The organism is Pseudomonas sp. Irchel 3F3, from assembly GCF_900187545.1.
Classification (GTDB): Bacteria; Pseudomonadota; Gammaproteobacteria; order Pseudomonadales; family Pseudomonadaceae; genus Aquipseudomonas; species Aquipseudomonas fortuita.
Genome location: NZ_FYDS01000001.1, coordinates 472,120 through 491,446, shown reverse-complemented (window position 1 = coordinate 491,446; position 19,327 = coordinate 472,120). Strand labels below are relative to the sequence as shown.

17 protein-coding genes are annotated in these 19,327 nt (G+C 63.4%); 10 read left to right on the top strand and 7 right to left on the bottom strand.

The features are described from left to right. The 10 genes from CKW35_RS02260 to dsdC all read left to right on the top strand — a co-directional run bounded on the left by CKW35_RS02260 (position 1) and on the right by dsdC (position 10,670). On the top strand, positions 1-696 hold the full coding sequence (locus tag CKW35_RS02260; RefSeq protein ID WP_095114912.1) for a DUF3726 domain-containing protein: 696 nt from the start codon (positions 1-3) through the stop codon (positions 694-696). A 28-nt stretch (positions 697-724) separates the two neighbouring features. After that, complete coding sequence (locus CKW35_RS02255) at positions 725-1,096, top strand: RidA family protein (RefSeq protein WP_095114911.1); 372 nt, start codon at positions 725-727, stop codon at positions 1,094-1,096. Positions 1,097-1,537: 441 nt separating this feature from the next. Further along, the gene (locus CKW35_RS02250) at positions 1,538-2,947 is read left to right on the top strand and encodes a circularly permuted type 2 ATP-grasp protein (RefSeq protein WP_016486198.1); all 1,410 of its coding nucleotides are present in this window, start codon (positions 1,538-1,540) and stop codon (positions 2,945-2,947) included. A 3-nt stretch (positions 2,948-2,950) separates the two neighbouring features. After that, positions 2,951-3,901 (top strand): alpha-E domain-containing protein, encoded by a 951-nt coding sequence (locus tag CKW35_RS02245; protein ID WP_016486197.1) that lies wholly within the window; start codon positions 2,951-2,953, stop codon positions 3,899-3,901. After that, positions 3,898-4,677: a transglutaminase family protein gene (locus tag CKW35_RS02240; RefSeq protein WP_095114910.1), complete on the top strand. Its 780-nt coding sequence runs from the start codon at positions 3,898-3,900 to the stop codon at positions 4,675-4,677. The genes CKW35_RS02245 and CKW35_RS02240 overlap by 4 nt, the downstream gene beginning before the upstream one ends. Positions 4,678-4,750: 73 nt before the next feature. Beyond that, positions 4,751-5,473 (top strand): peptidase, encoded by a 723-nt coding sequence (locus tag CKW35_RS02235; RefSeq protein ID WP_016486195.1) that lies wholly within the window; start codon positions 4,751-4,753, stop codon positions 5,471-5,473. A 219-nt stretch (positions 5,474-5,692) separates the two neighbouring features. Continuing rightward, on the top strand, positions 5,693-6,829 hold the full coding sequence (locus CKW35_RS02230; protein WP_070086342.1) for an MFS transporter: 1,137 nt from the start codon (positions 5,693-5,695) through the stop codon (positions 6,827-6,829). Between the two features lie 139 nt (positions 6,830-6,968). Next, positions 6,969-8,312 (top strand): gluconate:H+ symporter, encoded by a 1,344-nt coding sequence (locus CKW35_RS02225; RefSeq protein WP_095114909.1) that lies wholly within the window; start codon positions 6,969-6,971, stop codon positions 8,310-8,312. A 34-nt stretch (positions 8,313-8,346) separates the two neighbouring features. Then, a complete protein-coding gene (locus tag CKW35_RS02220) occupies positions 8,347-9,696 on the top strand; it encodes a D-serine ammonia-lyase (RefSeq protein WP_060516754.1) in 1,350 nt (449 codons plus the stop codon). A gap of 35 nt (positions 9,697-9,731) precedes the next feature. Further along, the gene (gene dsdC, locus CKW35_RS02215) at positions 9,732-10,670 is read left to right on the top strand and encodes a DNA-binding transcriptional regulator DsdC (protein WP_016486191.1); all 939 of its coding nucleotides are present in this window, start codon (positions 9,732-9,734) and stop codon (positions 10,668-10,670) included. Positions 10,671-10,740: 70 nt separating this feature from the next. Here dsdC and CKW35_RS02210 read toward each other — a convergent pair whose 3' ends face one another. The 7 genes from CKW35_RS02210 to CKW35_RS02180 form a co-directional block, all read right to left on the bottom strand. Then, positions 10,741-12,405: a NahK/ErcS family hybrid sensor histidine kinase/response regulator gene (locus CKW35_RS02210; RefSeq protein ID WP_016486190.1), complete on the bottom strand. Its 1,665-nt coding sequence runs from the start codon at positions 12,403-12,405 to the stop codon at positions 10,741-10,743. Next, positions 12,389-13,552: an alcohol dehydrogenase-like regulatory protein ErcA gene (ercA, locus tag CKW35_RS02205; protein ID WP_016486189.1), complete on the bottom strand. Its 1,164-nt coding sequence runs from the start codon at positions 13,550-13,552 to the stop codon at positions 12,389-12,391. The genes CKW35_RS02210 and ercA overlap by 17 nt, the downstream gene beginning before the upstream one ends. Positions 13,553-13,692: 140 nt before the next feature. Next, a complete protein-coding gene (pqqA, locus tag CKW35_RS02200) occupies positions 13,693-13,764 on the bottom strand; it encodes a pyrroloquinoline quinone precursor peptide PqqA (RefSeq protein WP_010455123.1) in 72 nt (23 codons plus the stop codon). 168 nt (positions 13,765-13,932) lie between these two features. Next, complete coding sequence (locus CKW35_RS02195) at positions 13,933-15,453, bottom strand: aldehyde dehydrogenase family protein (RefSeq protein ID WP_016486188.1); 1,521 nt, start codon at positions 15,451-15,453, stop codon at positions 13,933-13,935. Between the two features lie 140 nt (positions 15,454-15,593). After that, entirely contained in the window at positions 15,594-17,381 is a 1,788-nt protein-coding gene (gene pedH / locus CKW35_RS02190) for a PQQ-dependent alcohol dehydrogenase PedH (RefSeq protein ID WP_016486187.1), read from the bottom strand. Between the two features lie 163 nt (positions 17,382-17,544). Next, on the bottom strand, positions 17,545-18,477 hold the full coding sequence (locus CKW35_RS02185) for a quinoprotein relay system zinc metallohydrolase 1 (protein WP_016486186.1): 933 nt from the start codon (positions 18,475-18,477) through the stop codon (positions 17,545-17,547). Between the two features lie 40 nt (positions 18,478-18,517). After that, positions 18,518-19,279, bottom strand: coding sequence for a quinoprotein dehydrogenase-associated SoxYZ-like carrier (locus tag CKW35_RS02180; protein WP_095114908.1), 762 nt, complete (start codon positions 19,277-19,279; stop codon positions 18,518-18,520). Between the last annotated feature and the right edge of the window lie 48 nt (positions 19,280-19,327).

Genomic DNA, 19,327 nt, shown 5'->3' with positions numbered 1-19,327 from the left:
ATGCGCGTATCGCTGAACGAAATACAGGTGATGTGCCGCAAGGCATTCGAAGGCATGGGCTTTGCCGCTGGCGACTGCGAGGATGCCGCCGAGCTGGTGGGCTGGCTGCAACTGCAGGGTCTGGATGGCGTTGGTGCGCTGGAAAAAGCCCTGCTCTACCTGCAAGCCGAAGCTGCCCAGCCGTACACCCTGTGCCATGAGGATAGCGCCCTGCTGGTAATCGACGCCAAAGGCCAGAGCGTGCTGCGCTGCGCTGCGACAGTGGTGGAGCTGGCGGCAGCCAAGGCCATGCGCTGTGGTCAGGCCGAACTGCGCATCCGGCACTGCCACAACCGCTTGCTGCTGCTGGGGTACCTGAGCCGGGCAGCGGTGCTGGGGCTGCACGTGCAAGCCCGCTGGGAAGACGCCCGTCAGTGCCACATGGCCGACTTTACCGCCGGCGTCCAGCGCCCGGACCTGCGCAGCGAAGGCCGGCCCGGCGCCATGGATGCGGCCGAGCAAAGCGTCACGGTGCTGTTCAGCCGGCCTGGCCAGACCGCACCGGCGTGCGCCCCTGCGCAGAGCACCTTGCAGCAAGGCTTTACAGTCAACGAACACACCTGGCAACGGCTCAAGCAGCTGGCCGAAAACATCCTCGTCGAAAGCACCGATACCTCGCGCCGCCATGGCGCAGGCGGCGGCAGCGATGCTGACTGAAGCGGTTAAACACTCAGGAAATCACCCCATGAAACATGCAATCAAGACCGAGCTGTTCGCCTCCAGAGCCCCTCTGGAATGGGCAGTGGTGGGCAATGGCACGCTCTACACCGCCCAGATACCCATCGATGCACAGGGGCAAGTCGTGGAAGGCGGCATCGAGGCGCAGGCCCGCCAGACACTGGACAACCTGCGCCATACCCTGGAAGCCGCCGGTAGCTCGCTGGATGCCGTGACCCAGGTGCTGATCTACGTGACCGACCGTAAATACCTGGCTACCGTCAACAGCCTGTATACCGACTATTTCCAGGCCCCCTACCCTAACCGCGCGGCGATCGTGGTGGCAGGGTTGGCCCGCGAAGAAATGCTGGTGGAACTGGTGGTTTACGCCTGCCTTTGAGGGCGTTGAGGGCCTTGAGGCGCTCGCCTGGGGGTTTTCAGCGCCTGTGCGATCGAGCGCCGCCCGCGCGGCGCTCGATATACGCATCACATAAACCCCAAGACATGCACCCGGAACACTTCCTTTTTTCCCCGCCAGGCACCGGCCCGTGCCCCATCTCGGTTCAAAACCCTCTCCCTGATCAAAACCGCCCTTTTTTGATGCATCGGCCAGAGCCCCCCGACAGCGCCGGTCCGCAATGCCCCTCGCATTTCCCGCATTCCCGGCACTGCCAAGCGTTTTCGGCACTGTCATTGCAAAGGCTGTTTGTGCGCAAGGCACAGGCAATCAAACGCAACAGAGGCTCACACGAGACACAGCGCCCATCAACCAGCAAGGCCACACCCAGAAGACCGCTAGAGAAACGCAATGAGCTGCCGGCGACGGCGGCAAGGAGTGGGTATGTCCCGGGCTTTTTTCAATGAAATGTACGAAGCGAACGGCAGTTGCCGCCCGCATTACCAGGAGTTCGCCCGCTGGCTGGCCAACACCCCGCTGGAGCTGCTGGAACAGCGCCGGCGCGAGGCCGACCTGCTGTTTCACCGTGCAGGTATCACCTTCACTTTGTACGGCGATAGCCAGGACACCGAGCGCCTGATCCCCTTCGATATCATCCCGCGCAGCATCCGCGCCAGCGAGTGGCGCACGGTCGAGCGTGGCTGTATCCAGCGAGTGCAGGCCCTTAACCTGTTCCTGCAGGACATCTACCACGACCAGCGCATCCTCAAGGCCGGCATCATCCCGCCTGAGCAGGTACTGGCCAACGAGGGCTACCAGATCGCCATGCAGGGCCTGGACCTGCACCGTGGGCTGTATGCCCATATCGCCGGTGTCGACCTGGTGCGTGACGGCGATGGCAGCTATTTCGTGCTGGAAGACAACCTGCGGACCCCCAGCGGCGTCAGCTACATGCTCGAAGACCGCAAGATGATGATGCGCCTGTTCCCCGAACTGTTTGCCGCCCAGCGTATCGCGCCCATCGACCACTACCCCAACCTGCTGCTGGACACGCTCAAGAGCGCCAGCCCGCTGGACAACCCCACTGCCGTACTGCTCACCCCCGGCCGTTTCAACAGCGCCTACTTCGAGCATGCGTTCCTGGCCCGGGAAATGGGCATCGAGCTGGTCGAAGGTGCAGACCTGTTCGTGCGTGACGAGCATGTCTACATGCGCACCACGGCCGGCCCCCAGCAGGTGGACGTGATCTACCGCCGGCTGGACGACGACTACCTCGACCCGCTGTCCTTCAACCCTGACTCGACGCTGGGCGTACCGGGCCTTATCTCGGTTTACCGCGCCGGCAATGTGGTGCTGGCCAACGCCGTCGGCACGGGCGTGGCCGACGACAAGTCGATCTACCCGTATGTGGACGACATGATCCGTTTCTACCTGAGCGAAGAGCCGATCCTCAACAACGTGCCGACCTGGCAGTGCCGCAAACCCGCAGACCTGTCCCATGTGCTGGCCCACCTGCCCGAGCTGGTGGTCAAGGAAACCCAGGGCTCCGGCGGCTATGGCATGTTGGTGGGGCCAGCATCGACCAGCGCCCAGATCGAGGATTTCCGCGCGCGGATCAAAGCCCGCCCGCACGCCTATATCGCGCAACCCACCTTGTGCCTGTCGACCTGCCCCACCTTCGTCGACAGCGGCATCGCGCCGCGCCACATCGACCTGCGCCCGTTCGTGCTGTCGGGCAGCGAAACCCGCCTGGTGCCCGGCGGGCTGACCCGCGTGGCCTTGCAGGAAGGCTCGCTGGTGGTCAACTCGTCGCAGGGCGGCGGCACCAAGGACACCTGGGTGGTGGAGGACTGAACCATGCTTTCGCGAACCGCTTCCGACCTGTACTGGATGTCCCGCTACCTGGAACGTGCAGAAAACCTCGCGCGCATGCTTGAGGTCAGTTATTCGCTGTCACTGATGCCCCAGGCCGGGCGTAGCGACGGCCATGCCGAGCTGGCGATGTCGCTGCTGGCTTCTGGCACGCTGGACGACTACATCCGCCGCCACACCGAGCTCGACACCGAGCGCATGCTGCACTTCTTCGCCCTGGATGCGACCAACCCCAGCAGCATCTATTGCTGCCTGCAGGCCGCCAGGACCAACGCCCATGCGGTGCGTGGCCGGATCACCGCCGACATGTGGGAGAACATCAACGCCACCTGGATCGAAATGCGCAACATCGCCAGCAATGGGCTTGGCCGCTACGGCATCAGCCAGTTCTGCGACTGGGTCAAGGAACGCTCGCACCTGTTCCGCGGCGCGACATCCGGCACCATCATGCGCAACGACGCCTACAGCTTCATTCGCCTGGGCACCTTCCTGGAGCGCGCGGACAACACCCTGCGCCTGCTCGATGCGCGCTACGAAATGTTCGGCGAGGCCTCCGAAGAGGTCAGCGACAGCTCCGCCCGCGGCTACTACCAGTGGAGCGCCTTGCTGCGCGCGCTGACCTCGTACGAAGCCTTCAACGAGCTCTACCGCGCCGCGCCCAGTGCCCGGCCGGTGTCCGAGCTGCTGTTGCTGAGGGTGGACGTGCCGCGTTCACTGCATGCCTGCATCGAGGAGCTGGACCTGATCCTGGCCGGCCTGCCGGGCAGCAGCGGCCGCGCCGCCCAACGCATGGCCGCCGAGCTGAACGCGCGCCTGCGCTACACCGCCATCGACGAAATACTCGACGCAGGCCTCCACCCTTGGCTGAGCGACTTCATCGGCCGCATCAACCAGTTGGGCCAGGCCGTCCATCACTCCTACCTGGAGGTCGTATGAAACTGTCCATCCGCCACGACACCACCTACAGCTACGCCAGCGATGTGAGCAACAGCATTCAGTTTCTGCGCCTGACCCCGCGTAGCAGTGAACGCCAGCGCATCAATGATTGGCAACTGGACCTGCCTTGCAAGGTCAGGAGCCAGATCGACCCCTATGGCAACATCCTGCATGTACTGACCCTGGACAAACCCCATGGCCACCTGGCGCTGACTGCCCGCGGCCAGGTCGAGATCGACCCGGACTGCGAACACGAAGCCGAAGAGCAGTCCCCCCTGCCCTTCCTGCGCGGCAGCCACCTGACCCAGGCCGATGGCGCGCTCATCGCATTTGCCGCCAGGCAATGCGGCAGCCACCGCGACCGGGCAGCGCTGATCGGGCTGATGCAAGGCCTGGCCGAGCACATGCCCTACAGCCCTGGGGCGACTTCGGTGGGCACCACGGCCATCGAAGCATTCAGCGGTGGCGCCGGCGTGTGCCAGGATCACACCCACGCCTTCCTGGCCTGCGCCCGCAGCCTTGGGGTACCGGCACGCTATGTGTCTGGTTACCTGTGCACCGAGGACGAACAGCACCTGGCCAGCCATGCCTGGGCCGAAGCCTGGGTTGACCAGGCCTGGTACAGCTTCGACATCACCAACCGCCTGACACGCCCAGAACGTCACCTGAAACTGGCAGTGGGCCTGGACTACCTGGACGCCTGCCCGGTCAGGGGCGTACGCCGCGGCGGTGGCGCCGAAGCGATGCAGGCCAGCGTCCACGTGCACCGCCAGTGACGGGTTTGCTGCAGGCCGATCTTGCCGCGCGTTTGCGGCAAGATCACCCCACACGCAACACAAGGGAAACCCCATGACTTACTGTGTCGCCATGCACCTGGAGGACGGGCTTGTCTTCATCAGCGACTCACGCACCAATGCCGGCATCGACCAGATCTCCACCTTTGCCAAATTGTTCATCTTCAGCGTACCGGGCGAGCGGCTGATCGTGCTGCAGACCGCCGGCAACCTGGCAACCTCGCAATCGGTGGTGAACCTGCTGCGCCAGCGCACCCAAGGCAGCGGCCCCCACCTGCAGAACGTTGCCACGCTGTACGATGCAACGGTGCTGGTTGCCGACACCCTGCGTGAAGTGGTCAGCCGAGACCGCAGCAAGCTGACGGCCGACATCGACCTGAGCAGCTCATTCATTGTCGGCGGCCAGATAGCCGGTGGGCCCATGGCCATCTACAACGTCTACGCGCAAGGCAACTTCTTCCAGGCCACGCCGGATACGCCGTTCCTGCAGCTGGGTGAAAGCAAGTACGGCAGGCCAATACTGGACCGTAACCTGGATTACCGCACGCCGCTTGATGAAGCGCTGCGCTGCGGCCTGATTTCGTTCGACTCCACCATCCGCAGCAACCTGTCGGTGGGCATGCCGCTGGACTTGCTGGTGTACCGCACTAACAGCCTGGAAAGCATGACGCCCAAGCGCATTACCAGCGACGATGCCTATTACCAGCAGATTCGCAGGCAGTGGAGTGACGGTCTGAAAAACCTGCTGGCCGAACTGCCAGCGCCGCCTTATGGCTGAATGAGCAAACTGTTCAGATCCTCTGGTGCCTGTACCGGCCTCTTCGCGGGCTCGCCCGCCCCCACAGGATCATCACAATCTTGAATATTTGCACAGTACCTGTGGGAGCGGGCAAGCCCGCGAAGAGGCCATTACAGGCAACACGTCAGTGAAGCCAATGTGCAATATTCGAGACGCTGTGGGTTATCCTGCCCCCCTCACCCCTGTCACGAGGCTGTCATGTCGTCCGCTGCCACACCGGTGCAAACCCACCGCGCCGACCAAGACTCCCGCAATGCCGCCCAGGTGCTCAGCCTGTGCCTGCCCAGTGACGTTCTGCTCTACCTGCTGCTGCCGATGTACGCAGCCGATTTCGGCGTGACCCTGGCCGAGGCTGGCATTCTGCTGGCGGCCAACCGCCTGGTGCGCATCATCGGCTACGGCTGGGTTGTGCGCTTCTACGCTCGCCATGGTGACCGCGCGGCGTGCAGCCTTGCCGCCTTCGCCGCCGCCGTGTGTGCATTGGGCAATGCGGTGCTGACCGGTTTCGCCGCGCTGCTGGTGCTGCGCCTGGTCTGGGGCCTGTGCTTTGCCACCTTCAACCTCAGCACCCAGACCCTCGCCACCGCTGAAGCACAAGGCGCGGCGCGGCGTGCCGGGCGTTCACGGGCGAGCATTTCCATCGGGCCAATGCTGGCCTTGCCGCTAGGCGCACTGATGGCTCAGGCCTATGGCCCGCGCAGTGTGTTCTTCGTGCTCTGCATCAGTGCCCTGTTCGGGCTGTGGCGTGCGCGTGCCCTGCCCAGCACCGGCCACCCGGTTGCCAGCCGGGGTGGCCGACGCCTGCGCCTGCCAGACAGCATTGCCACCTGGTCCTTCATCGAAGGGGTGACCCTGGACGGCCTGTTCATTTTTGGCCTTTCGCTGTACGCACAAACCCATCTGGGTGAGTCCGGCGTGCTGGCAGCGGGTGTGCTGATGGCGGTGCGCTACCTGAGCGAAATGCTCTTCAGCCCCTTCGGTGGGCGCCTGGCCGACCGCTTCGGGCCGCTGCGCATGCTGGTAGTGCTGTCACTGGCCACGTCGATGGCGCTGCTGCTGTTTGGCAGCCACTGGCTGTTCATCGGCGCCTTCTTCGTACTGGTGCTGCGTGCCCTGCAACTGCCGCTGGTGATGACACTGGTCGCCCTGCGCAACCCGCAACAACGCATCCAGGCCTTGGCCGGCAATGCCATATGGCGCGACATCGGCGCCGGGCTCGGGCCGATGCTTGCGGGGGTATTGCTGCCCCAGGTACCGGCGATCTGGGCCTATGCCGGGGCGGCACTGGCGGTTGCGGTGGCAGCGTTGAATTGTGGCTTGTCGGCACGGCATTGAGTGCCTGCGCCATGCATGACATGGGCTCACCTATGGGGTGAGGAGTGATCGTTTGAGTCGATCAAATCGCTGAAATCTAATGGGTGCAAACCAACAAGAAGCTCGCACGGAAGCGATCAGCGATAGAGATAACCACACGATGACTCCAACGTTCTCATTACTCGTCCTGGGCACTGCGATACTCCTGATCGTGGTCATGATCAGCAAGCTTAAAGTACACCCCTTTCTGGCCTTGATGGCCGCCAGCCTGGTAGTGGGTGTCGGCACCGGCATGGCACCCACGGCAATCGTGGCCGCCTTCGAGAAAGGCATGGGCAGCACGCTGGGTTTTCTTGCCGGCATCATCGGCCTGGGCAGTATCCTCGGCAAATTGCTGGAGGAATCCGGAGGCGCCAGGCGCATCGCCACCACGCTATTGAACAGGCTGGGTGAACGCAATGCTTCATGGGCAATGATGCTCGTCGGCTTCATCGCCGGCATCCCGGTGTTCTTCGAGATTGGCTTTGTCCTGCTGATTCCGTTGATCTACGTGGTCGCACGGCAAACCCGCATCAGCATGCTGTACCTCGGCGTGCCGCTGGCCACCTCGCTGATGGTGGTGCACTGCATTCTCCCGCCACACCCGGCCGCCACGGCCATCACCGGCATGCTCAATGCGGATATCGGTACTGTCATCCTGTACGGCCTGATCGTTGGCCTTCCAACCGCTATCATCGCGGGCCCGGTGTGGGTTCGCTTTACCTGTAGACGCGAAGCCAGCGACTCCCAGCAGGCCTTTTTGTCTGCACGCACGGTGACCCCAGCAGAAGAACAGGCAATGCCCGCGTTCGGCATCACACTCACCACCGTACTGCTGCCGCTGGTGTTGATGGTGGGCAAAACATTGGCCGTCACGGTCCTGGACAAGGGCGATGCACTGTACGAGTGGGTGGCCTTTTTGGGCAGCCCACTGATTGCCCTGACGTTGTCAGTGGTGTTTGCCTACTGGGCCCTGGGCTTGCGTCGCGGCCTTGATATGGCAGACCTGCTGAGCCTGACCCAGCGCTGTTTCCCTCCCCTGGCCGGCATTCTGCTGATCATCGGTGCAGGCGGTGCCTTCAATGACATGCTCGTGGGCAGCGGCATCGGCAAGGCACTGGCCGATGTGCTCAACCAGACGCAGCTCAACCCGATCATCCTCGCCTGGTTGATCGCCGGGATCATGCACTTTGCCGTTGGCTCGGCCACCGTCGCGATGATCAGCGCGGCTGGCATGGTCATGCCGATCCTTGGCCAGCACCCGGAATACAACCGGGAAATCCTGGTGATCGCCATCGGTGCCGGCGCCATAGGCTGGACCCACATCACCGACTCGGCGTTCTGGGTGGTGAAGGAATACCTGGGCCTTTCCCTGAGTGATGCATTGAAAAAATTCACTGCCGCGACAGTGCTGGCCTCGGTAGTCGCCTTGTGCCTGACCCTGCTCCTTTCAAAGATTGTCTGATCTACTCTGCACATACCGCACTACAGGTGAAATCATGATTCACGGAAAAACCCTGGAAGCCTGGCAACAAAGCCACCCGATCATCGCCGAGCTGGTTGCCCTGAAACAAACCAGCTGGTTCAACCCTGGCATCGCCAAGGCAGCAGAAGCCCTGCACGATGTGGGCCTTACAGCGGCCGACGTGCAAGCCACCAGCGCGCGGCTGCAACGGTTCGCGCCTTACCTGGCCACCGTGTTCCCCGAGACGGCAGCAGCCGGCGGGGTCATCGAGTCGCACATTACCCCGCTGCCACAGCTGCGCCAGCTGCTTGTCGAGGAAGGATCGCTGCAGAACGCAGGCAGCCTGTGGCTCAAGGCGGACAGCGACTTGCCGATCTCCGGTTCGATCAAAGCCCGGGGCGGCATCCATGAAGTGCTCAAGCACGCCGAGGACCTGGCCCTGGCTGCCGGCCTGATCACGCCAGCGGATGACTACACGAAACTGGCAAGCGACCAGGCCCGCGCATTCTTCAGCCAGTACAAGATCGCCGTAGGATCGACCGGCAACCTGGGGCTATCGATTGGCATCATGAGCGCCAAACTGGGCTTCCAGGTGAGCGTGCACATGTCGTCTGACGCCAGGCAATGGAAAAAGGACAAGCTGCGTGCCAACGGCGTCACGGTGGTCGAACACGCCTGCGACTACAGCGTGGCGGTCGAGCAAGGCCGCCAGCAGGCGGCATCAGACCCCAGCTGTTACTTTGTCGACGACGAAAACTCCCCGCAGCTGTTTCTCGGCTATGCCGTGGCCGCCGAACGGTTGGCACGGCAATTCGAGCAGGCGGGTATCCAGGTGAACGCAGATCACCCGTTGTTCGTGTACCTGCCGTGCGGCGTAGGGGGCGGCCCAGGCGGTGTCGCATTCGGCCTGAAGCTGGTGTTCGGCGATGCGGTGCACTGCGTCTTTGCCGAACCCACCCACTCCCCTTGCATGCTGCTGGGGGTGTACACCGGCCTGCATGATGAAACCAGCGTGCAGGACTTCGGCATCGACAACATCACCGCCGCCGACGGCCTGGCGGTCGGACGCCCATCAGGGTTTGTCGGCAAAGCCATGCAGCGGCTTATCGATGGTTACTACACCGTGACTGACGAAGCCCTGTACCGCTTGATGGTAATTGCCCATGAGCAGGACAAGGTCAAACTCGAACCCTCTGCCCTGGCAGGCGTACCCGGTATGCTACGGGTGCTGCAAGCAGGCGAGTACCTGGCTCGCCAGGGCTTCACGCCAGCCCAGCTGCAGCAGGCTACCCACCTCGTCTGGGGGACGGGTGGCAGCATGGTGCCGGAGGAGGAATTCAACGCTTATCTGGCGAAAGGGCGCAGCACGCAGGCTAGCCTGTAACCGCAATCAGTGAACTGCGCAGGAAGGATTGAACAATGAAAAAGCCCGGCGGCGGCGCCGTGAAACTCAATGGCTCGCACCTGGGCAGCCTGCATGTCTTTCTGGTGGCCGCACGGCACTTGAGCTTCTCACGCGCCGCCGATGAGCTATGCCTGACGGCCAGTGCCGTCAGCCATCGCATCAATCGCCTGGAAGATGAGCTGGCGCTCAAGCTGTTCCACCGCATGCCGCGCAAGGTCCGCCTTAGCGAAGACGGCGAGCGCCTGTTCGCGGTCATGCAGCGGACCATGGATGAGCTCAGCGAGGCCGTGCAGGAACGCGCTCACGCCGAGATCGCCGGCCAGCTGACGTTTTACGTTCGCCCCTCAGTAGCACAGTGCTGGCTGGTGCCGCGGCTGGCGCAGTTCACCGCCCGCTACCCTGATATTCAGCTGGATATCAGGGTGGGCAACGAGAGCATCGATTACCGCACACGCAAGATCGACCTGGTCCTGTGTTATTCGGATGGCCATCATCCCGGCCTGCAGAGCATTCACTTGATGAACGAGCGGATCGCCCCGGTGTGCTCCCCCCGTTACGCAGAAACCCATGCATTGAACGGCGACCTGCAACCGCTGGATCACTGCACCACCCTGCATGACGTAGCAGCCTGGGACAACGCTGCATTCGATGCAGAATGGCAACTCTGGGCGAACACCACAGGCGCTGGCGTCAGCCTTGCGCGCCGGTTCCTCACATTCGATCGCTCCGACCTCTGCACGCTCGCCGCCCTGAATCACGTAGGCATCGCCATCGGCCGGGAACAACTGGTCAAGGATCGCATTGCACGAGGTGAGCTGGTCTTGCCGTTCGGGGGGTTCGTCGACACCCCCCACTATGGCTATTACCTGGTCTACCCGCATCATGACCCGATGCCCAGACGCCTGCAGGTATTGATCGACTGGCTGGTGAAAGAGGCATGCACTGAACTTTAGGCGTGGCCCTGTCGCAATAAAAGGCCGCTCCCGCAAAGCACCAAGCAGGCCTGTGCCATGCCGCATGGGTTTACCCCAGCAACTGGCTCAATACCGCGCGCAATTTCCCAGGCTTGACCGGTTTGTTCAAAAGCGGCGCGCCCAGTTTCTGCAAGCCCCGCCGGCATTGATCGCTGCGGTCGGCGGTGATGATCACCGCAGGTATGGCGGTGGCAAAATGCTCACGCAAATACCTGACCACCTCGCAACCCACCACGCCATGGTCCAGGTGGTAGTCGGCCAGGATCAGTTCCGGGGCCTGCCCCTGCAAGGCCAGCAAGGCACCGGCCTGGTCGGTCGCGGTCACCACTTCGCAGCCCCACTGCCCAAGCAGCGCGCCCATGCTCTCGAGGATGCTCACTTCGTTGTCCAGTACCAACAGGCGGCGGCCCGGTAACGGGTTGCCGACGCTTGGCAGCGGCACAGCCTGGTGAGCGGCCAGCGGCACCTCTTTACCCAGCGGGACCTCGATGCTGAACACCGAGCCACGCCCCGGCCACGAACGTACCTCAATCCGGTAGCCGAGAATCTTGGCAATCCGCTCGACGATGGCCAACCCCAGCCCCACGCCCTTGCGATCCGCTGCGCGGCCGACGTCCAGTTGGTTGAACTCAAGGAAGATCGCCTGTAACCGGTCTTCGGCAATACCCCGCCCGGTATCCCACACTTCCAGCCGCAAATGGCCACCCCGGCGCCTTGCCCCCAGCAAGATCCGGCCTTCGTCGGTGTAGCGGCAGGCGTTACTGAGGAAGTTGCGCAGGATACGTGTCATCAGCCGCAGGTCAGTGCTGATGGCGCAGTCCGGGATGCGCGCATGCAGCTTGAGGCCTTGCGCATCGGCCACCGAGCGGAACTCCGAGACCAGGGGTGCGAACAACTCGTCGAGGCGGTACACGGCCACGTCCGGCTTCACCGCTGCCTGGTCGAGCCGGGAAATGTCCAGCAGGTCGGTCAGCAAGTCTTCGGCGCCCTCAAGAGCCTGGTGGGTACGCTCCACCAGCACATGCTCGGCCTCTGGCAATGGCCGCTCGCGCAACGTGGAGATCAGCAGGCGGGCGGCGTTCAGCGGTTGCAGCAGGTCATGGCTGGCGGCAGCGAGGTATTTGTCCTTGCTGCGGTTGGCAGCTTCTGCAGCATCGCGGGCCTCCAGCAATTCATCGGTACGCGCAGCAACCCGTTGCTCCAGCTCGTCATTGAGCTGTTGCAGGCGTTGCTGCGCCAGCTTGCGTTCGGTGATGTCGGCGACAAAACCCTCCACCAGGCCCTCCTGCCCAGGCTTGAGCAGCAGGTTCATCAGCACATCAAGGTGGCTGCCGTCCTTGCGCCGCAAGCGTGTTTCGTAACCGTGCAGGCTGCGCTCACGGGCGAGAACCGCAGTAATCGCCTGCAACTCTTCGGCACCGCCGTCAAACAGGTTGGCGGCCAGGTCGGTCAGGGAAAACAGCACCGCTTGCGGGTCGTCGTAACCGAGCATACGCGCCAGCGCCGGGTTGGCGGCACGCATACCGTCCTGCAGGCTGGCCTGGAAAATCCCGTGCACGGCGTTTTCGAACAGCCATTTGTAACGGTTGCGTTCGGCTTCCAGTTCGTCAAGGCGGGCCGCCAGCTCCGGGTAATGGCTTTTGCGTGCCGAATGGTCACCCAGCCCCAACAGCCCGGCCAGCGCGCGCTGCTGTTCTTCAGAGGGCCTCGCCATAAACCACCTCGACATCACGCTGGCTCGACGCACGGGGGTTGGTCAGGATGCACGGGTCGCCCATCGCATGTTGCGACAGGAACGGAATGTCCGCCGTGCGCACGCCGTGCAGCCCCAGGGTTTCATGGAAACCGATGGCGTGTTTCAGCGCAATCAGGTGCTCCACCAGGCGCCCGCAGATCTGCCGGTGGTTAAGGCCGCGGCAATCAATGCCGAATACCTCGGCAATCACTTTGAAGCGCTCCGGCGCCGAGCTGTAGTTGAACGCCACCACGTGCTCCACCAGCACCGCGTTGCACAAGCCATGAGGCAAGTCGAGGAAGCCGCCCAGGCTGTGGGACATGGCGTGAACCGCACCCAGAATCGCGTTGGAAAACGCCAGCCCCGCCTGCATGCTGCCCAGCATGATCTTCTCGCGCAGGCCGATATCGGCCGGGTTGGCGATCATCTCTACCAGGTTGCCATTGATCAGGCGCATGGCTTCCAGCGCGTGGGGGTCGGTCAGCGGGCCGTGGCCGGTGGAAACAAAGGCTTCGATGGCATGCACCAGCGCATCGATACCGGTGCAGGCCGACAGGAACGGGTCCATGCTCAGGGTGGTTTGCGGGTCAATCAGTGAGACGTCCGGCACCACCGCCTTGCTGACGATGGAGAACTTCATGCGCTCCTGCTGGTTGGAGATGATCACGAACTGCGACACATCCGCCGAGGTGCCGGCCGTGGTCGGGATCAGGATCAGCGGCGGGCTGGGCACGCGAATCATGTCCACGCCTTCGAATTCGAGGATGCTGCGCCCGTGGGCAACCACGATGCCGATGGCCTTGCCGCAATCCATCGGGCTGCCGCCGCCGACGGCGACGATCACGTCACAGTGGTTCTGCCGGTAGATCTCGGCGCCGAGCATCACCTCTTCGACCCGCGGGTTGGGCGACACGGCGGTATACAGGCAGTAATCAATGCCCTGGGCCTGCAAGCTGGCCTCCACGTCCGCCACCCAGCCGGCGGCGATAACGCCCGGGTCACTGACCACCAGCACCTTGCGGGCACCGAAGGTTTTCGCGTAATTGGCGACGTTATGCCGGCAGCCGGCACCAAAGATGATTTCAGGCGATACGAACTTGCGAAGCGGGCTGAAACTCTGGCTCATTGGCAAGCCTGTTCTTATTGTTCTGGAAGGTAACCGCCAGCGTAAAGCATCCCGCAGCGAAAGCAACCAGACCAATGAGCAGCACTGGCTCAGCCACGGGCAGTCAGAGGAACCGGCCACCGTAGTGGCCGGGTGGCACATCAGCGATTGGCGAAGTACATCGTCACTTCAAAGCCGATGCGCAGGTCGGTAAAGGCGGGTTTATTCCACATGGGCAGTCCTCTTGTTGTGCCGGGGGAGTCCGGTAGATGCATTAATGCACGGGGGGCGCCAGGGCCGAATGCTACTTTGGAAGGAGCTTGCGGGGTGCGTTGGTAGGGGAGTTTGTCTCCTGTGCCGGCCTCTTCGCGGGCATCCCCGCGAAGAGGCCGCGACGCGGTCTAGAAAAAGCCCAGCGGGTTGATGTCGTAGCTTACCAACAGGTTCTTGGTCTGCTGGTAGTGATCGAGCATCATCTTGTGGGTTTCACGGCCCACGCCAGACTTCTTGTAGCCGCCAAACGCTGCATGCGCCGGGTACAGGTGGTAGCAGTTGGTCCACACGCGGCCGGCCTTGATGCCGCGCCCCATGCGGTAGGCGCGGTTGATGTCGCGGGTCCACAGGCCGGCGCCCAGGCCAAACTCGGTGTCGTTGGCAATTGCCAGCGCTTCGGCTTCGTCCTTGAAGGTGGTCACGCCCACCACCGGGCCGAAGATTTCTTCCTGGAACACACGCATCTTGTTGTTGCCTTTGAGCAGGGTCGGCTGGATGTAGTAACCGCTGCCCAGGTCGCCCTGCAGCTGCTCGGCACCGCCGCCGGTGAGCAGCTGCGCGCCCTCCTCCTTGGCAATCTGCAGATAGGACAGAATCTTGTCGTATTGCTGCTCCGAGGCCTGGGCACCCACCATGGTTTCGGTGTCCAGCGGGTTGCCCCGCGTTATCTTGGCGATCTTCTTCATCACCTCGGCCATGAATGGCTGGTAGATCGATTCCTGGATCAGCGCCCGGGACGGGCAGGTGCATACTTCGCCCTGGTTGAAGAACGCCAGCACCAGGCCCTCGGCGGCCTTCTCGATGAACGCGGGCTCGGCCTGCATGATGTCTTCGAAGAAGATGTTCGGCGACTTGCCGCCCAGTTCGACGGTGGACGGGATGATGTTCTCGGCCGCGCACTTCATGATGTGCGACCCCACAGGCGTAGAGCCGGTAAAGGCGATCTTGGCGATGCGCTTGCTGGTGGCCAGCGCTTCGCCGGCCTCACGGCCGAAGCCCTGGACGATGTTCAACACGCCCGCCGGCAGCAGGTCGGCGACCAGCTCGGCAAAAATGGTGATCGACAGAGGCGTCTGCTCGGCCGGCTTGAGCACCACACAGTTGCCGGCGGCCAGGGCCGGGGCAAGCTTCCAGGCAGCCATCAGCAGCGGGAAGTTCCAGGGGATGATCTGCCCGACCACGCCCAGCGGCTCATGGATGTGATAAGCCACGGTGCCCTCGTTGATTTCGGCCGCGCCGCCCTCCTGGGCTCGGATGCAACCGGCAAAATAGCGGAAGTGGTCCGCTGCCAGCGGCACGTCGGCATTGAGCGTTTCGCGCACCGCCTTGCCGTTGTCCCAGCTTTCGGTGACGGCCAGCACTTCCAGGTTCTGTTCGATACGGTCGGCAATCTTCAGCAGCACCAGGGCGCGGTCTTGCACCGAGGTCTTGCCCCAGGCTTCGGCGGCTGCGTGCGCGGCGTCCAGGGCGCGGTCGACGTCCTGGGCAGTGGAACGCGGGAACTCGGCAATCGGCTGGCCATTGACCGGCGAGCTGTTGGTGAAGTACTGGCCAGCCAACGGCTGCACGAACTCGCCATTGATGAAGTTGCCATAACGTGGCTTGAAGGACACGACGGCGCCTGGGGTTCCGGGTTGTGCGTAGATCATGCTGAGCCTCTGCGGGTCGATGCCTGTCCCACGACAGGCGATGGACCGATGGTAAAAAGCCCCGCGTGCCAGGCGAATGCATCGTTGGCAGCGGGGCTCTCGTCATTTGGTAGTAGGGCCGCTTGCCTCAGGCCACTGCTTTACGGCTTGGCGCTTGCCGTTTGCTGCAGCTGCCTGGGCAGCTTGAAGGTCCAGAGCATGCCGCCTTGGTTGAAGTCCTTGACCCGCTTGGCCACTTCGCCCCCCCACAGCGGTACCGCGCCCCCCCAGCCAGAGACCACCGACACGTATTGCTCGCCGTCCATTTCCCAGGTCACGGGCGAACCGAGCACGCCGGAGCCGGTCTGGAATTCCCAGACCTTGTCGCCGGTCTTGGCGTTGAAGGCCTGCAGGAAGCCTTCCGGCGTGCCGGTGAACACCAGGTTGCCCTTGGTGGTCAGCACCCCGCCCCACAGCGGCGCGTAGTTCTTGTGCCGCCACACTTCCTTGCCACTGATCGGGTCGATGGCACGCAGTACGCCGATATAGTCTTCGTTGAGCGGCTTGATGGTGAAGCCGGCGCCGAGGAACGCTGCGCCTTTCTTGTAGGCAATGCCTTCGTTCCAGATGTCCATGCCCCACTCGTTGGAAGGCACGTAGAACAGCCCGGTGTCCTTGTTGTAGGCCATCGGCATCCAGTTCTTGGCGCCGAGGAAGGCCGGGGCGACGAACACCGAACTGCCCTTGGCTTCGCTGCCGGGTGCGCCTGGGCGGCTGGCGTCGTTGTAGATCGGCCGGCCATCCTTGTCCAGGCCGGTGGCCCAGGTGATCTTGTCGACGAAGGGGAAGCCGCGAATGAACTTGCCGTTGGTGCGGTCCAGCACGTAGAAGAAACCGTTGCGGTCGGCCGTGGCGGCAGCCTTGACCTCCTTGCCGCCGTCCTTGTAGTTGAACGAAATCAGTTCGTTGACGCCGTCGAAGTCCCAGCCGTCATGCGGCGTGCTCTGGAAGTGCCACTTGATGGTGCCGTCGTCAGGGTTCAGCGCCAGGCGCGACGAGGAATACAGGTTGTCACCGGGGCGCAGGTGCGAGTTCCACGGTGCCGGGTTGCCGGTGCCGAACAGGATCAGGTTGGTTTCCGGGTCGTAGTAACCGCCCAGCCAGGGCGCAGCGCCGCCGGTTTTCCACAAATCGCCGGGCCAGGTCTTGCCCGCCTCGCCGCCGGAAATACCGTTTTCGATTGCCTTGCCGTCCTTGTACACATAGCCCATGTGCCCTTCGACGGTCGGGCGCATCCACAGCAGCTCGCCGTTCTCGGGGTTGTAGGCCTGGATCTTGCCCACCACGCCGAACTCGCCACCGGCAACGCCGGTGATCAGCTTGCCGTTGACGATCATGGGCGCGGCGCTGATGGAATAGCCTTCCTTGTGGTCGGCCACCTTCTTGCTCCACACCACCTTGCCGGTGTCCTTGTTCAGGGCGACCAGTTTGGCGTCCAGGGTGCCGAAGAACACCAGGTCACCGTACAGCGCCACGCCGCGGTTGATCACATCGCAGCAAGGGCGGATGTCATCCGGCAGGCGTGCATCGTATTGCCACAGTTTTTTGCCAGTGCGGGCATCCACGGCGAACACCCGCGAGTAGGAACCGGTCAGGTACATCACCCCGTCCTTGATCAGCGGCTGTGCCTGCTGGCCGCGCTGCTTCTCACCGCCGAAGGAGAATGCCCAGACCGGCCGCAGCTCCTTGACGTTGTTGGCATTGAGCATGTCCAGCGGGCTGTAGCGCTGGCCCTGGACGCCCAGGCCATTGGTCACGATCTGCTGCGGGTTCTTCGGGTCCTGGAGGATTTCTTCATTGCTGACAGCGGCGTGAGCCGCGCCGGCAAGCAGCATGGCGCTGAGCACCAGGCTCACGGCAAACAAGGGGCGACGCGGGGATCGGGTCATGACGGCTACCTTTGGTTTTTTTGTTGTGCCCGGGAAAATTTCCCGGTGTGCCGGGAATTCTTGGTCCCGACCCGGTTGCCAACAATTACCCGCAGTGCGGAGTTTTCTAGTTCCTTGGTACGGGGCCGCATCCCCTCGACTTGCGCTCCTGCAGGGGAATGCGTCAGGGGTTGGCGTCGACGCGCTGCAGTTGTTGGCGTTCGTAGCGGGGATACAGATGGCTGACACTGCGGATCAGCTCATAACGGGTCAGGTTGATCCCGGCAAAGCGTTCGGGGATGGGGCTGCGGATCATCTCGGCCATGTCGTCGCCACGCGCCGCGCCGTCGCGCATCAACCCATCCAGCCAGCCCAGGTAATCACGCATCTGTGCAAACGGCCGGGCATCGCTGGCCAGCGGCCCGTGGCCGGGCACGAGCTGCTTCCAGGGCAAGGCTTGCAGGGTGTCCAAGTCCTTTTGCCACACCTGAAGCCCCGGGCTGTTGGGGGTGGTCAGGGCACGCTCGTAGAACACCAGATCGCCCGCGAACAGCACGCCGGTCTTCTCATCCAGAATGGCCAGGTCGGCGCCGGTATGCCCGCTCAACTCCAGCAACCGCAGGCGGTGCCCGCCCACCTCGTGGATACCAGGCTGCAGGACCCGGGTCGGCAGCACCACTTCGGTGCCGCGCATCCAGTCGCCGACCAGCCGGTACATGTTCTCGGCCATGGCCTCGCCCTGCTGACGCAGCAAGTCGCCGGTACCGGCCAAAGCGCCGACAGGTACATCGGCAAACGCCTGGTTACCCAGTACATGGTCAGGGTGATGATGAGTCAGCAGCACTTCAAGCACCGGCTTATCGGTGGTGGCTGCAATGGCCTGGCGCAACGCTTCGCCGTAGCGTTTGGACGGCCCGCTGTCGATCACCACCACGCCGCTGTCGGTGACGATGAACGCGGTATTGACGATATTGCCGCCATTGGCCTTGGCGAAGTTGTCGGTGCTGCCCTCCAGCAACCAGGTGCCCTCGGCGATCTGCCGAGGCGTGAGACGGTAGTCCAGGTCTGCCCAGGCCGGTAGCCCCAGGCATAGCAGCAACAGCATCATCCAACGCATGAAGGGCGCCTCTGGTCAGGGGTAAAGTGCGGCAGCGCGGTCAGGGCACCGCCGCCTCGAACTGGTTGCCGCTGTTGTCCTGCAACAGCAGCCGGGTCGGCCCGGCACCCTGGATATCGAAGCCCAGGTTGGGGTTTTCGCTGACCGCCGGGTACAGCTCGAGGCTGGCCAGGCGCTGGCCGTTCGCGTCCAGCAACTCGGCATGGTTGAGGAAGAACTCGGGAATACCGCTGACCAGGCCATTGTCCATCGGGTGGGCCACCTGCAGGCGCAAGCGGCTGCTGTCGCCACGCGGGTAGCGCCCGCCCAGCACCTCTCCGAGGTGGTCTTCCCAACCGGGTTGGGTGCGCACCACGCTGGGCGCGGTACATCCGCCACCGGCGGCATCGATCAGGGTTGAGCCGACGTGCCACAGGCCATCGCGTGTCAGCACGGCGGCGCGCAGCGGGGTGGCCTGTTCGATACGGATACGGATCGACAACCAGGGCAACACGCGCTCGCCGGGCTGAAAGTCGACAATGCGCGGCAGCGGGTTGAGTTCGGCCCAGGCAATTATCCGCACCACCTCGCCAGCGAATGCCCGGGCGTCGATCTCCAGCGGCACCTGCCTTGCGTCCTCGGCAAAGGGCGGCGCCAGCAGCTTTACGCGCTCATCGAAGACGAACGCGGCCTGGCCCAGCAGCTGCTTGTGGTAGAAGTCCCACATCACCGAGGGCACCGGGTCCGTCTGGGGGGCTGGGGTGGCAGCTTGGGCTGCACAAGGCATCCAGCAGGCCAGCAGGAAAGTCGCTCGCCAGTTCATGGCCTGCTCCTGATTGAACAACACATAAGCCACTGATTCAGCGAGGCC